Origin of the sequence: Phyllobacterium sp. (genome assembly GCF_037994405.1) — a bacterium.
Classification (GTDB): domain Bacteria; phylum Pseudomonadota; class Alphaproteobacteria; order Rhizobiales; family Rhizobiaceae; genus Phyllobacterium.
In genome coordinates, this window is sequence record NZ_JBBNAN010000015.1 from 1 (window position 1) to 14,652 (window position 14,652).

General features: G+C 57.6%; 14 protein-coding genes and 1 pseudogene. 6 read left to right on the forward strand and 9 right to left on the reverse strand.

Translation table 11 applies throughout. From position 1 onward, the window contains the following. A partial coding sequence (locus AAAC48_RS01060) for a LysR substrate-binding domain-containing protein (protein WP_340652397.1) occupies window positions 1-743 on the forward strand: 743 nt, incomplete at its 5' end. Between the two features lie 616 nt (window positions 744-1,359). Further along, entirely contained in the window at window positions 1,360-2,907 is a 1,548-nt protein-coding gene (locus AAAC48_RS01065; protein WP_340652398.1) for a trimethylamine methyltransferase family protein, read from the forward strand. Window positions 2,908-3,197: 290 nt separating this feature from the next. On the opposite strand, the pseudogene AAAC48_RS01070 reads toward AAAC48_RS01065, so the two are convergent. The 3 genes and pseudogenes from AAAC48_RS01070 to AAAC48_RS01080 all read right to left on the reverse strand — a co-directional run. Further along, window positions 3,198-3,392: pseudogene (locus tag AAAC48_RS01070) on the reverse strand (cupin domain-containing protein); the annotation flags it as partial. Between the two features lie 93 nt (window positions 3,393-3,485). After that, complete coding sequence (locus AAAC48_RS01075; RefSeq protein ID WP_340652399.1) at window positions 3,486-4,157, reverse strand: RES family NAD+ phosphorylase; 672 nt, start codon at window positions 4,155-4,157, stop codon at window positions 3,486-3,488. Next, window positions 4,154-4,678: an antitoxin Xre/MbcA/ParS toxin-binding domain-containing protein gene (locus AAAC48_RS01080; RefSeq protein WP_340652400.1), complete on the reverse strand. Its 525-nt coding sequence runs from the start codon at window positions 4,676-4,678 to the stop codon at window positions 4,154-4,156. Before AAAC48_RS01080 ends, AAAC48_RS01075 begins: the two co-directional genes overlap by 4 nt. A gap of 576 nt (window positions 4,679-5,254) precedes the next feature. Here AAAC48_RS01080 and AAAC48_RS01085 point away from each other — a divergent pair. From AAAC48_RS01085 to AAAC48_RS01095, 3 genes are all read left to right on the forward strand, one after another. Continuing rightward, window positions 5,255-6,256, forward strand: a complete 1,002-nt coding sequence (locus tag AAAC48_RS01085; RefSeq protein WP_340652401.1) for a UDP-glucuronic acid decarboxylase family protein — start codon at window positions 5,255-5,257, stop codon at window positions 6,254-6,256. A gap of 80 nt (window positions 6,257-6,336) precedes the next feature. Next, on the forward strand, window positions 6,337-7,758 hold the full coding sequence (locus AAAC48_RS01090) for a UDP-glucose/GDP-mannose dehydrogenase family protein (RefSeq protein WP_340652402.1): 1,422 nt from the start codon (window positions 6,337-6,339) through the stop codon (window positions 7,756-7,758). A 35-nt stretch (window positions 7,759-7,793) separates the two neighbouring features. Then, complete coding sequence (locus tag AAAC48_RS01095) at window positions 7,794-8,759, forward strand: MBL fold metallo-hydrolase (protein WP_340652403.1); 966 nt, start codon at window positions 7,794-7,796, stop codon at window positions 8,757-8,759. Window positions 8,760-8,778: 19 nt separating this feature from the next. Here the strand turns inward: AAAC48_RS01095 and ggt are convergent, their stop codons facing one another. Together ggt and AAAC48_RS01105 are read right to left on the reverse strand one after the other, a co-directional pair. Next, window positions 8,779-10,371: a gamma-glutamyltransferase gene (gene ggt, locus AAAC48_RS01100; protein ID WP_340652404.1), complete on the reverse strand. Its 1,593-nt coding sequence runs from the start codon at window positions 10,369-10,371 to the stop codon at window positions 8,779-8,781. Between the two features lie 410 nt (window positions 10,372-10,781). After that, window positions 10,782-10,982 carry a hypothetical protein gene (locus AAAC48_RS01105; protein ID WP_340652430.1) on the reverse strand — a complete coding sequence of 67 codons (201 nt, stop codon included), beginning with the start codon at window positions 10,980-10,982 and terminating at the stop codon, window positions 10,782-10,784. Window positions 10,983-11,300: 318 nt separating this feature from the next. Between AAAC48_RS01105 and AAAC48_RS01110 the strand changes: the two genes are divergently transcribed. Beyond that, window positions 11,301-12,167, forward strand: coding sequence for an SMP-30/gluconolactonase/LRE family protein (locus AAAC48_RS01110; RefSeq protein WP_340652405.1), 867 nt, complete (start codon window positions 11,301-11,303; stop codon window positions 12,165-12,167). 375 nt (window positions 12,168-12,542) lie between these two features. On the opposite strand, the gene AAAC48_RS01115 is transcribed toward AAAC48_RS01110, so the two are convergent. From AAAC48_RS01115 to minC, 4 genes are all read right to left on the reverse strand, one after another. Continuing rightward, a complete protein-coding gene (locus AAAC48_RS01115; protein WP_340652406.1) occupies window positions 12,543-12,725 on the reverse strand; it encodes a hypothetical protein in 183 nt (60 codons plus the stop codon). Between the two features lie 61 nt (window positions 12,726-12,786). Next, a complete protein-coding gene (minE, locus tag AAAC48_RS01120) occupies window positions 12,787-13,050 on the reverse strand; it encodes a cell division topological specificity factor MinE (protein WP_340652407.1) in 264 nt (87 codons plus the stop codon). After that, window positions 13,047-13,862 carry a septum site-determining protein MinD gene (minD, locus tag AAAC48_RS01125; protein WP_340652408.1) on the reverse strand — a complete coding sequence of 272 codons (816 nt, stop codon included), beginning with the start codon at window positions 13,860-13,862 and terminating at the stop codon, window positions 13,047-13,049. Before minD ends, minE begins: the two co-directional genes overlap by 4 nt. A gap of 31 nt (window positions 13,863-13,893) precedes the next feature. Continuing rightward, window positions 13,894-14,646: a septum site-determining protein MinC gene (gene minC / locus AAAC48_RS01130; RefSeq protein WP_340652409.1), complete on the reverse strand. Its 753-nt coding sequence runs from the start codon at window positions 14,644-14,646 to the stop codon at window positions 13,894-13,896. Window positions 14,647-14,652: the final 6 nt, after the last annotated feature.

Below are 14,652 nucleotides of genomic sequence, written 5' to 3' on the forward strand. Positions count from 1 at the left end.
GGCCTGAGCTTCACCGTTCGCTGGCGGTGATCCGGGCATCGATCGCACCCCAGCATTTCGATCCCCGCTCGGACCCGACCAGCTTCCGAATTGCGGTTACGGACAGCCTCGCGGCGGAAGCGGTCAGTGGCATTGCGCTAAAGCTGAGGGCTACGTCGCCTTATGCCCGGGTCGCGTTTTCTTTCCACACCAATGACAGCTCTCTCGACGCAATCGAGCGTGGCACTCTGGACTGCGCAGTCGGCATGTTTCCGGCGCTTCCTCGTGACATCCACGTGCAGGGGCTTCGTACCGATCACTACGTGTGCGTGATGCGGCGCGAACACGCGTTAGGGCAAGAGATGACGCTGGATCAGTTCGTGAAAGCTTCCCACGTGCTGGTGACCCCGTCGGGCATGGATCTGGGCGTGGTTGACGGCTGGCTGAGCTTGCATGGTCGGACACGGACGATCGTCACCGTCGTCAATCACTTTGCTGATGCCTTGCGGATTATCGCGAAAAGCGACCTGCTGACCTGCGTGCCAGGCGGTTTCATCCATGGACATGGCCAAACGCTTGTCGCGCAGCATGGATTGGTGGTCCGCCCCTTGCCCTTCGAAACCGAGAAGCTGATTTACAAGCTTGTCTGGCATGAACGGCTGCACACCCACCCCGCACACCAGTGGTTTCGTTCACTCGTTGCCGGCGTTTGCGGAATGACTGCGGAGACGACGGAGCCAGGTGCCACAACACCTCCGTCGTGATGGTTAGGAATGACTTTGGCCGACGGACACCGGCCTTCCCGATCCTGGCGACTTTAAGCGGAATACCTTGCTCGGAATTCAGCCAGCCGGCCGCCCTAGTGTAGCGGAGCTTTCATGATCTTCTGGCCGTCATCGATCGCCAAGCCTATCTGGCTTCGCGAATTGCGTCCAAGTTTGCCGGGGAACCGGCCTCGTACGACGTCTCCTGATGACAGTTGTCAGCGGTCCCCGTTGACCGAAGCCTTGCGTTTCATCAACGATGACCGGGCGCCAGCCTTCATCATTTATTAACTATACAGGCGCAGCGTTTGAGGGCTGGCCCCATCCCGAAATTTCCCACAGTCAGCACCCGGCCGCTGCCCCCATCTGCGGCCGGGATTTTCTTGAGCCGTACGTTTGAAGACAAGGCCAATCTCCTCAGGCTCATCCCCAACGGCCGCATGGTGAGCCACAAGATGTCGCGTGCGGGCGTCCAGCTTGCAGCCGATTCGTCGGACTACATGACCGGAGCGCAGATTTTGCATGATTATCCCTTATGTCAGCATCAGATTATTTGGGGTTCATCAATTATGGGATCATAATGAAGGTGGCTTCGAAGGAACAAAAGGATTCAGGCATGGCCGAGCCAGGCGATCAGACTTCGATACGGTCGAGAGGCCGCCCGAACAGACGTCAGGCGGCCGGCGCCATTGAGGCGGCCACCATCATCGCGGGCGTGGAGCGTCGCATCCCTACCTATGATCTGCTTTCCGAAGTGAGCTTGCAAACGATCGAAGACGCCGCCGAGCTGATCCTGGAGGAGATCGGGATCGAGTTCCGCGAGGATCATGAATCACTTGATCTTTGGCGGGGTGCGGGCGCTGATGTCGTGGGCGAGCTGGTGCGCTTTCCGAAAGGACTGCTCCGTTCGATTCTAAAATCCGCGCCCTCCATGTTCGTACAACATGCACGAAATCCGGCACGGTCGCTAAAGATAGGCGGCTCACATGTCGTCTTCGCACCGGCCTATGGCTCGCCCTTTGTGCGCGATCTGGACGGGGGCCGGCGTTATGGGACGCTTGCCGATTTCGAAAACTTTGTGAAGCTCGCCTATTCTATTCCCTGGTTGCATCATTCGGGCGGTACTGTCTGCGAGCCGGTCGATATTCCGGTCAACAAGCGACACCTCGACATGGTGGCGGCGCATCTGCGCTATTCGGACAAGCCTTTCATGGGCTCAGTCACGTCTGCGGAACGGGCCGAGGATTCGATCGAGATGACCAGCATCGTGTTCGGGCGCGATTTCATAGACCAGAACTGTGTTATCCTTGGAAACATCAATGCGAATTCACCGCTCGTCTTTGATGCCACCATGACGGGCGCGCTCAAAGTCTATGCGAGGGCCAACCAGGGAACGGTCATCGTACCCTTTATCCTTGGCGGGGCGATGGGGCCGGTGACGACGCCGGGAGCGATTGCACAGTCGCTGGCCGAAACTATGGCTGGATGCGCCCTGACACAGCTTGTGCGCCCCGGCGCACCGACGATCTTCGGCAATTTTCTTTCTTCGACAGACCTGCGAACCGGATCGCCGACCTTCGGTACGCCCGAACCGGCGCTGGGCTCGCTGGTTGTGGGCCAACTCGCGCGCCGGCTGAACCTTCCGATCCGCTGTTCTGGCGCTTTCACATCGTCGAAGGTGGCCGACGCCCAGGCTTTGAACGAAAGCGCGGTCTCGATGCTGGCGGCCGTCCAGTGCGGAGCCAATTTTATCCTGCATTCCGCCGGCTGGCTCGAAGGCGGACTGACGATGGGCTATGAGAAGCTTATTCTGGATGCCGACTTTTGCAGTGCGCTCCACACGTATGTGACGGGCCTCTCCATCGACCCCAATCAGATGGCCCTCGACGCGTTCCGGGAGGTCGGGCCGGGCAAGCATTTCTTCGGTTGCGCCCATACGATCGCCAATTACCGGACGGCGTTCTGGGAGTCCGAAATCTCTGACAATAACAGCTTCGAGCAGTGGCGTGATGCCGGTGAGCAAGATGCGCTGACACGCGCCAATGCACGCTGGAAGAAGCTGCTGGCAGAATACAAGAAGCCGCCGCTCGACCCCGCGGTCGATGAGGCGCTCGCCGAATTTTGCGCGCAAAAGAAATCTGAACGAGCGGACCAGTGGTATTGACGGGATCGGACTGGATGTCGCATGCGCAACGGCCACCTTCAGCGTCGATAACCAGACGTCACCGCCTTCTCTCAATCTTTGCTCTGCTGTTTCGGCACGACCGGAGGCGATGATCTTCAGTTCCTCATCGCAAAATCTTCGCCGTTTCAGTCTGATAGATGGCACGATGCACGTCCTTCCATGCACATTTTCCAGGCTATCGGACATCAGCGTATGCGAAGTTCAGGTCGCTGGCAGGTCTCCGGGCGCGCTTGCGCTGGCCAACTTCCTGCAAAAATTAGGTAGTCGCCTCATCCGTCGAGAAAGTCGGCACGATGCGGTGTGAACGTGTCAACCAAGCGGCCTTTTCCTAGCGCCTTGACCCCGTGCCGCGCACCGGAAGGGACTATGAAACTCCCGCCCTTCCCAATAATCGTCGACTTGCCGCCTATCGTCACTTCAAAGCGACCCTTGGCAACGTAGCTTGCTTGCGCGTGCGGGTGCGTAACTTCAGCGCTTCGGGCGAAATCTCGAGGGATGGTCAACCGCACGCTTACGTTGCAGGTACGGCTGCCCCCTCGCGGACGACGCATCCACCCTCAACTCGAGAGCTTGCGCACATCGATCCGGCGATCATGGGCGAAGACGGTGATCTCGAAGTGGTCGGCCTGCGTCACGTCCAGAATATTCCGCGGCCGAAGTGCGGCAATGTTTACACCTTCCTTGCGTCGAAGGCTGTCATAGAGAATGCCTGCACCGCCGTCTGCTCGTACTTGCTCACCAAGTACTTGCGACATCGTATAGCTGGTGCCGTCGTAGATCTCGGGCCGAGACATCTGCTCTCTGCGGATGTCGAGATAGTCGCCAACCAAGCTCGCCGTGTAGCATCTATAGGAACGCACCATCGTCGCAACACTCCGCGCGACGGATTCGCGCCGAAGATGATGTCCGACCTCGACGGCGGCCGTGCGAAGGTCAGCGGCGGCATACCACGCGCCTAAATCCACTCCGTTAAAGCGCATGCCGCCCGGCGCAACGTGCAGAAACGCCGCCATGACGATGCTGGCGTTGGGAGTGCCATAGACCCATTCGCTTTCGGGAAGCCGTTGGATGCGATCCGCAACCAGACGATCGTTGGTCCACCCGACGAGCTCCATGACTGCTTCGAGATCCGACGCCGTCGCAACAGTGTCGAAAAGGCCGATTGGTGGGAATTGCGACGGGATCAACCGGTATGATGGACGCGGCGCTTGGCCAAAACGATCACTCACCGGAAGACGATGTCCTCATCATCGTAAGGTGTGAACGCTTCGTCGAGGGTGTTAGGCTGCATGTAGATGCCGCCTCTCGCCGCATCGAGAAACCGGCGAACGGTCATCAAGCCATCCTGGGTCCCGTTTGTCAGGATATCGAGCGGCGGATGTCCTCCGAAAACGAGCGCATAATGCGGCGTCCGGAGCCACGCGACACCCGCCCGTTCGTTGGGAAACAGGATCCCGAGCGCCTGATGAATACCAAGCACGGCAGAGATCCGAATGAGCGTATCGACGTCCAGCGTGAACACGCCGTGCTCGCGCGCCTGTTTGGCCCAATTGTGGTAAGTTGACCTGGATGGATAGCCAAGCACGAGCAGACGCTGCTCCTCGCTCAGCCCCCAGAGATCGGCGATAGCCAGGAAGGTCCGCAAGGCCGGCGCGCTAAGTCTCTTACGTGTTGCTGTCGCAAACCGATCGGTTGCGAGGCGCTGCGGCCCCTGCCCTGCTCGTGGATTTTTAGCCTGCGCATGCTGCATAAAAACCTCCTGTCTTCTTCTAGACATAGTCCAGATTTGGACATTTGACAAGTGTGCCGAGGACGCTCTTCCATCATTTCTTCCAGATCGCGCAGACGTTCAGTCCATAGGTCAGGTACCAACGCAGGCACAGTAGATGATCGACCGGTCGAAATGACGCGTATCTCCGGTGAAACTTCGGAGATGTCAGATGTTCTAAGGGCGTAGATGATGTTCCCTTACGGAAGCGCTGCGACAAAACCCTCGGACGTACTGTTTCTGGAGTAAGCCATGCCTCAGTGGAAGGCCGTCAGTGGCCAGCTCGTCTGAAACTTTCAGCACGGGGCTTAATGTGCCTGTCCTTCAATCAACGTGATGTAGTGGATGGCGCCCTCCTGCGATGCCCGCGCCCATCGCACGACGCTGCGCAAATTATGTACGCGGTGGCAAGTTTCAGGATTCGAGGCTAACGACCTTTCCCCGCCAACAAGGTACAGATTAGGGCAACCGAACAATAAAAGAGACCCTTGCCGTTACCATGCAAGATTAACGAGGTCTCATCAGAACAGTACAAAGATACAAATCGGGAGGCCTGTTATGAATATGTTTAACTTATTTCCAACACACTCCGGCGCGATCGCCAGGCGGCGCATTCTCGTTGCTGGCGGTGCGGGCTTCCTCGGGGCGCATCTTTGCGAGCTCCTGCTTCATGCGGGAAACTCCGTCATCTGCGCCGACAATTTCTCGACCGGTTTGAAGTGCAATATCCGCCACCTGCGAGACTTCGACACGTTCAGGGTCCTGCGGCACGATGTTGTTAATCCGCTCGACTTGGAGGTAGACGAGATATATAACCTCGCCTGCCCTGCCTCACCGAGGCACTATCAGGCGGACTCAACGAACACGAGCGTTTTTGGCTCTCTCAACCTGCTTGAACTTGCAGCGCGCAATGGTGCGCGCATTCTTCAGGCATCCACCCCGGAAATTTATGGCGACCCGAATGTACATCCTCGGGTCGAAAACTATTCGGGCAATGTGAATTCGTTCGGTCCGCGTGCCTGTTACGACGAGGGCAAGCGGCGCGCGGAAATGCTATTTTTTGATTTTCAGAAGAAGCATGGCGTCGACGTCAAGATTGCTCGGATATTTAACACTTACGGACCGGGCATGCGTCCCGACGATGGCCGCGTCGTTTCCAACTTCATCATACGAGCGCTGCGTGGCAACGACATCACCATCTATGGTGACGGTTCGCAGACCCGTTCATTTTGCTTTGTCGATGATCTGATTGAGGGCCTGGTGCGGCTCATGGCGGCTGGACCCTCCTTCACCGGGCCTGTCAATCTGGGCAACCCGGATGAGTTCACAGTTCGCGAGCTGGCCGAACATGTGGTGAACCTGACCGGCTCGCGTTCGAAGATTGTCTGCCAGCCTTTGCCAGTTGACGATCCACGCCAGCGCCGTCCCGACATCTCTCTGGCGATGCGCGAACTCCATTGGCGGCCAGAAGTCCCGTTGATGAAGGGCCTGGAGCAGACAATTCGGTATTTTGACGACCTGTTTGCATCCGAGACGACTGCCTTCCTGGAGAGCGCGTGAAGTCGGCGGGGCGAAGGTCGGGCAAGCTTCCCCATGATCACCTAGGAACAACAAGAAGGGCGCCAAAAGCGCGAGAGAAGATGAAAATAACAATTATCGGAACAGGTTACGTCGGTCTGGTCAGTGGCACCTGCTTTGCCGAATGGGGCAACACCGTTGTGTGCGTTGACAAGAATTTAGAAAAAATAGCGCAGCTCAAACAAGGCAAGCTGCCAATTTACGAGCCCGGTCTGGAGGAGCTGGTAGTGAGCAATCATAGCGCCGGACGCCTGTCCTTTACCACTGATCTGATCGGCGCGATGAAAGGTGCCGGTATGATCTTCATCGCGGTAGGAACACCGCCCCGGACCGGTCATGGCGATGCTGATCTCTCATTCGTTTATCTCGCGGCCAAAGAAATCGCACAATCTCTCGAGGACGATGCAATTGTCGTTGTCAAGTCGACTGTCCCGGTTGGAACAGGGGACGTCGTTGAAAAGATCATCTCCTCGGTACGGCCCACCGGCAGCTTTTCGGTTGCCTCGAATCCCGAGTTTCTTCGCGAGGGATCAGCAATCACTGATTTCCGGCATCCGGACCGCGTCGTCATCGGCGTTGAAGATGCCAGAGCAAAAGAGGCCATGACAACGCTCTACAGTCCTCTGGCGAAGTACGAGACGCCAGTCGTCGTCACCCGGCGTCGCGCATCCGAACTGATCAAATATGCTTCAAATGCGTTCCTTGCCACAAAAGTCACCTTTATCAATGAGCTTGCCGATCTTTGCGAGCAGGTTGGTACGAATGTCATTGAACTGGCGCTCGGCGTGGGACTCGACCACCGCATTGGCAAGAGCTTCCTCAATGCAGGCCCGGGATACGGCGGCTCGTGCTTCCCCAAGGACACCTTGGCGCTTCTGCGCACGGCTCAGGACCATGGCGTTTCCCTGCGCATCGTCGAAGAGACTGTCGCGGCCAATGAAGCGCGCAAACGGAGAATGGCGCTCAAGGTCATCGACGCGGTCGGCGGAGATGTGGACGGCAAGACGATTTCAGTGCTGGGACTGACCTTCAAACCCGACACCGACGACATGCGCGATGCGCCTTCTGTGCCGCTGATCGAAACATTGCAACGCTTCGGCGCCAAAATCAGAGCCTACGACCCTGTCGGGAGTAAGAATGCGGCGCAGTTGCTTGAGAATGTGGAGCTGTTTGACGATCCTTACGAATGCGCCCGTGACGCCGACGCCGTTGTGGTCATCACGGAATGGGACGTTATCTGCCGCCTTGACCTTATTCGCCTGAAAGAGTCCATGCGATTTCCGGTCCTGGTTGACCTTCGCAATGCGTTTTCGGTTGAAAATGCTGAAGCAGCCGGTTTTCAGATCTGGAGCGTCGGTCGTCCGGCGCCACGTCAGGCTGTTCCCGGAGCCCGCAGTCTTCCCGTGACCTTTGACGCGGCACCTGGATATCTGGGTCTGGCCACAGCTGCTCCATTACTATGCGCGGCACCCGAATTTGGATAGAGTGGCCCCTATGCATCGTCAGGTGGGCCGCTTCCATGAGAGTCGTCGATACGGCAGAAGTCATCTTTCTGGTCGACAACGCGACCGACAGTCTCTCGTCTAATCCTGGTTTCGTCGAGACCGAGTTCGCGCGCCAGCGCCGTCGCGGGATGCAATGGCTGTCCGGGAAATGCCTGTGCTGCGCCGCGCATGGGCTTTCCTGCTTGATCACCGCCCGGACTGGATCCGCCAGCCGCACGCTCCTGTTCGACACCGGGCCCGAGGAATGGGTGTTTGAGCGCAATGTAGTCAGGCTCGGCGTCGATCTCGGCGAAGTCGGCGCGATAGTGCTTTCGCATGGTCACTGGGATCATGGGGGTGCAATGCCGCGCGCCCTCCAAATGATCACAATGGGCAATGGCGGGCAGCCCGTCCCGACCTACATGCACCCCGACATGTTTGCCTTGCGCGCGACTAAATCCGCTGACGGGCAGTTTCGACCGATGGAGCTGGTGCCGAGCGTGGATGTCCTGTCCGGAAACGGCGCCGATGTCATCGTTACCCGAGACGAGCAGCTGCTTTTTGACGAGACGTTCTATGTGAGTGGCGAAATCCCTCGCGTGACCGGATTCGAACGCGGGTTTCCCGGCCAATATCGCCAGACCACGGTAGGCAGTTGGGAGCCGGACGAGGTAATGCCGGACGAGCGTTTCGTGGCGATCAACGTGGCCGGCAAGGGGCAAGTCGTATTCACCGCCTGCTCGCACGCCGGCCCGATCAACGTTCTGACGCACGCGCAGGCAAGGTTTCCGGATATCCCGCTCTATGGCGTGTTTGGCGGCTTCCACCTCTCCGGGATTAACGAGCCAATTATCCCGGAGACGGTCGAAGGGCTGGCGCAGTTTGACCTGCAATTGATATCACCCGGGCACTGCACGGGTTGGCGCGCCGTGAGCGCACTGGCCGCCGCCTATGGCGAGAGGGTCGTTCCATCCGCGGTCGGCAAGACGTTCGTGCTTTGACGACTCCTGTGGGGCAGAGCTAGTAGCCCAACGCCATCCCATCCTTGCGCGGGTCGGATCCTCCGATCAGGACGCCGCGCTCCCAGTCAATCCGGATGGCCTGCGCGCCGCCGATGGCCAACCGCGGCGGCTGAACCTTGAAACCGCGGCGCTCTAGTTCGGCGCCGATGCGGGTGCGGATGGCTTCCTCGGCCTCCACCGTCGCGGTAGCGGGCAGTGGAAATAGGCGCGGCAGGTCAATGGCGGTCTGAAGATCGAGACCACAATCGTAGAGCCGAGATAACAGATGAGCATGGCCCATAGCCTGGTAGTGGCCGCCCATAACACCGAACGGCATGACGACGCGGCCGCCCTCGGCGACCATTCCCGGGATGGTCGTATGCATCGGACGCTTGCGGGGGCCGACTTCGTTGGGGTGACCTGCCGCAAGCGAAAAGCTCTGGCCACGGTTGTGGAACAACACGCCTGAGCGTGGCGCCATCAGCCCGCTCCCATAGGAACTGAATATCGAATTGATGAAGCTGACCGCGTTACGGTAGCGATCCACCACGCAAAGATAGACGGTATCCTTGTGCTCGACGGTGTCGAACGACGTCAGCGGTTCGGTGACCCGATCGAGGGAGATGCTACGGGCGAGGCGATCTGCAAGTGCGCTCGACAGCATGCGCTCGACGGCCACATCCGACACAGACGGATCGGCGACCATCGCGTCGCGCGCGGCGTAGGCGAGCCGTGTTGCCTCGAGGAGGAGATGCAGATCATCGGCGTCTAACGGGTCGTTGGACAGCGAGAAACGTGAGAGGATGTTCAGGATCAGGAGGGCGACGACGCCCTGGCCATTCGGCGGGCATTCGTAGATGGTGCGGCCGCGATAGGTCGTGGAGATGGGTGTAACGTAGTCTCCTGCAGCGCTGGCGAAATCGTCGAGTGTGTGATGGCCGCAGAGGCCGCGCAGATAGTCCACCATGTCCTCGGCGACGGCGCCGCGATAGAAGGCGTCCCTGCCGTCGCGTGCGATCGCGTCGAGCGTATCGGCGAGTAAGGGCTGGCGCTGGACGCTGCCGACCGCCGGCGCCTCTCCCTCGACCAGGAAGGTGGCGCGGGTGGTTGGGTCCGCCGCCAGGAGATCGCGCTGCAGGCCCAGGTCGGCGGCGACACGGGGCGTCAGTGGGTAACCCTCGCGTGACATCGCGATTGCCGGCTGAAGGACCTCGGCCATCGGCATCCGGCCGAAGTCGCTTAAGAGGCGGCACCAGGCATCGACCGCTCCAGGAACCGTGACCGCATGAGGAGAAGAGCGTTCGATTGCTGTCACACCCTCGGCGCGCAACGCGCTGCGAGTCAGGGCGGCCGGCGTCCGGCCCGAGCCGTTATACGCGCGCATGTCGATGGATCCTTCCACCGCTATCATTGCGAAACAGTCCCCGCCGACACCGGTCGAGCCCGCCTCGACGACAGACTGAACCGCCACGGCCGCCACGGCCGCATCGATGGCGTTGCCTCCTGCCTTCAGGATCTCGATGGCCGTCAGGGTTGAGGCCGGATGTGAGGTTGCCGCCATCCCGTGACGGGCAACGGCCAGCGACCGACCAGGATCTTCGAAGTTGCGCATGACGTTCCCCAAAACCTTCCCAATTCTAATGCCGTCTTGTTCAAATTCGCATGCTATTGATAAATGTTCCTTTGAAAATGCCGATAACAGCCTTTTTTGATTGGTTCCCAGATGTCTCGTCCCAAGCTACCGCGGTGATTTGAGACCTTCGAGTATGCTACCAATCAGTTCTTTGGTGGCTTGCCTGGTGAATCCGCGCACGAAGCATTTCGGGGCTGGCGGTCAGCCAAACCGCTGCAACTTGCTTCAAGCGGTGACCGGCGGTGATGAACGGCCAAAGTGCCGATCCTTCGAGAACCATTTTTCCCGTTCCTCTCCTTTCACTGTCGAGCGAACAAGCTCTGCGACGAGCGGCGACATCGTTCGGGGATGGAGAATGACGGATTCCGCCAATTCATTGGCTTTCGAGCTCAGGTAATGCTCGAGAACATGATCGGGAACTTTCTTCTTTTTTGGGGCCATGGCCTACCAGGGTGCTTGGCAAGGCTGTCGGTTGAAACGCAACACCTGCCGAGCTTTTCGGCCAGGGCGTCTGCCACCGTTGATTTCCCGACATTGGATGAACCGCCGATGAGGATAACCCTAAGGTTGGTGTCGATTTGTTTGGTCAACTGGCTCTCCCTTTCCCCGGCGAAGCGTCGCAAGGTTCCCACTGCTGATTGACCCCAATCGCCCAAAACCTCGGCTGTGAAGACAACCGCCTCGTCACTTTCGTTCGCAATACGCCTTTGAGGCTATTGCCGTTGGAACAAGGGTTCATCTCGAAAGTTGTAAGTCCACAAGGCTAAGTTAGCCGACATTACCTGGCAAGGGACGATCGCTCGTTGGAGCAGTCGAAGACCAATTCCGAGCCTCGAGATAAAAGCCTGCGCAATGCGTGGTTGCCGCTCTGCCCGGAAACGCCAGACAAACGACAAAAGGAGATTATCATGATCAGGCTCCGGTCAGGGCTATTTGCTATGCTACTATTAGGCTTGGCAGGCTTACCTGCGACAGCAGAGGAGGTTTGGTCGCTCGATGGGTTCAAGGCGCCTGAGAGCGTGCTTTTTGATGCCAAGCGGAACATCTTCTACGTCACCAATATTGCTGGCGAGCCCACGGGCAAGGACGGTGTCGGATACCTTTCAAAGGTCTCGCCGGACGGAAAGTTGCAGACGGCCGAGTGGGTGACCGGCTTCGATGCGCCCAAGGGATTAGTGATGAAAGGTGACACCCTTTTCGTCACCGACATCGATCGGCTGAGGGCCATCGATGTCGAGAACGGCAAGATCACGGGAACGTGGGCCGCAGAAGGCGCTCAGTTCCTCAATGATACCGCTGTTGACGAGGCGGGGCGTGTCTTTGTCTCCGACATGCTGGCGAACAGGATCTATGTTCTGGACAACGATGCTCTCTCGGTATGGCTCGAGAGCGAGGAGCTCCTGCACCCGAACGGCTTGCGCGTTGAGGATGGTCGCCTTCTCGTCGCCGGCTGGGGCCGCGATATCCAGCCGGATTTTTCGTCGAAGACGGCCGGTCATCTGATCACGATCGATCTAAAGACGAAGGTGATCTCAGATATTGGGCCCGGCGAGCCTGTTGGCAATCTTGATGGTCTGGAGCCGGACGGGGCGGGAAACTGGCTCGTTACCGATTGGGTCGCAGGTGCGCTCTTTCGCATTCATCCGGACGGAAAAGCCGAGCAGTTGATCGACCTTAATCAAGGCAGTGCCGATCTGGAATTCATGGAAGATAAGAAGCTCGTCATCATCCCGATGATGATGGACGGCAAGCTTGTCGCGACACGACTGGATTGAGCAAGAAATTGGACAGGGGCTGGCACCCTTGATTGGACGATCCGAGAACCATCCAATCGTATGTACCAAGGACCAATGGCGAATAAATCGCTTGGCCAGCCTCGATATCGTCAGTTTTGGGCCTTGACGTAGTCTTCATGCAGTCGGTCAAGGTTTTTTGATCAGCGTTCTCAGCCAAGCACATGGTCCACTACTCGTAGGTTAACATCGGATGTGCGCCAACACGCAACCAGCTTACCAAGTTCGCCGCTGTCTATCCTCGATGCTAACAAATCCTGGCGGATGTCAGCTCAGAAATTACCGGTCTCTGAGCCAACGGCCAATGCCTCGATTTGATCCCTAAATTATCTGCAAACAGAACCCTCAAAGCCACCATCAAGACGCTGAGTGCGCTTCGGCAGCCTTAAGGTCGATCCCAACAGCCTCTTCACAAAGAGCCACGTGCTTGGCCAATGCATCAATTGGCAGGAACGCACTGACTGTGCAAATATCGCGCTTTTGAAACTTTGGCATTCCCTGAAGTTCTTTCAGCCGCTCAAGAAGTGCAACCCGGGTCATACTATTCTCCCTTCGTTTCAATGGCTTGGCTTTTGCCCTCCAATCCCTTAGCTCGTTTCCGTCATGCAGCCCGGACACCAGCCTCCAAGGGAATCTCAATGTCTACTTCCAGCGTCGAGACTTGATTATCGCTACCCATTTTCACGCGAACTTTTTCTCTATCGATTTGTATGTGCTTGGCGACGACTGCCAGAATTTCTTCCCGCAACTGAAGGACTAAGTCAGAATGCCCTTGTGACGCACGTTCATGGGCCAGCAAAATCTGCAGACGCTCGCGTGCCTTTGGCGCCGAAGCCTGTTTATTGAAGAAACGGAAAATGCTCATGCTGCCCTCCGCCGGAATATCTTACCTATCAAACTGCGCTTTTCGCTCGGAATCGTGACTGGGACATTTTCGCCCGCGAGGCGTCGCGCGGCATCCAAATATGCCAAGGCTGGTGCACTATCCTTATCAGCCAGGGTTACAGGATAGCCAAGATTAGACGCGCGTAGGACATCTTGACTCTCCGGAATAATGCCGAGCAACGGAATGGATAGAATTTCGAGAACATCATCGACCTTCAGCATGTCGCCTCGTTCAGCCCGGCCGGCATCGTAGCGCGTTAAGAGGAGATGTTTTTCAATTCTCTCACCCTGTTCAGCTTTAATCGTTTTGGAGTCAAGAAGGCCAATAATTCGATCTGAATCACGAACCGACGAGACTTCCGGATTCGTTACGACGACTGCCACGTCGGCATGCCGCATCGCTAATGTCGCCCCACGTTCAATTCCTGCTGGGCTGTCGCAAATGATCCAATCAAACGATTTCTTCAAATCTTCGATGACCTTTTCGACACCCTCAGCTGTGAGATTGTCTTTGTCGCGGGTTTGGGATGCGGGCAACAAGAAGAGCGTATCGAGCCGTTTATCGCGAATGAGTGCCTGTGGTAATTTGGCGTCACCCTGGATGACGTTGACCAGATCATAGACGACACGACGTTCTGCGCCCATAACGAGATCGAGGTTTCGTAATCCCACATCGAAATCGATGACAACTGTCTTCTCATTGCGCTGGGCGAGCGCGGCGCCAAGTGCGGCGGTTGACGTTGTTTTACCAACACCTCCTTTGCCCGAGGTAACTACTATCACTTTTCCCATATTCTTTTCCTATCTTCCCCGAAGCACTGACCTAACCAAATGTTTCTGCCAATATGGTGTCTCCTTCGAGCCATAGCTGTACGGCTTTCCCTCGAAGTTGCGGCTCCATATCTTCCGCTGTCTTGTAAAGGCCATCAATGGCCAACAGTTCCGCTTCAAGTTTGCGGCAAAAAATGCGTGCCGATGCGTTCCCGGCCGATCCCGCCATAGCCCGGCCTCGTAGCGTGCCATAGACGTGGATTGAGCCACCGGCGACTATTTCAGCGCCTGAGGCAACTGACCCGATGATCGTTACATCGCCTTCCGGAAAGATCACCGATTGCCCTGATCGCACAGGCTCTTTTATGATGATCGACGGCATCACACGGATCTGCGCTCCGCCGGGGGAATTCGTAGACGTTACCGGAGGTTGGTTGGTTCCGGTGGATGGTTCTTTTGCTGCATTTTGCGCTGGGGCCTGGAAATCCGTTGCAGATTTCCCTCCCTTCATGGCTGGTGGCATACCAGGAGCAAGGAGTGAAGGGCGTGCCCCTTCGATCCCCATGAGCGATACCCCGCGCCTGGCAAGCTCGTCAATCAGGAGCGTTAGCTGAGCACGGTCAGTTTGTAGATTCTCAACGTCGAGAACGATCGGCTTACCCAAGAAAAAGCCCGCAGAACGCGATGCTAGGTCGTCTAGTCGGGCCAGCCAACGATCAATCGGTGCTTCGGGCGCAAGCACAAGGGCGAGAAACGAGCGGCCTTTGAGGCGTATTGGTTGAGAATCTGTTAGCATTTTGGTCATCTAAGT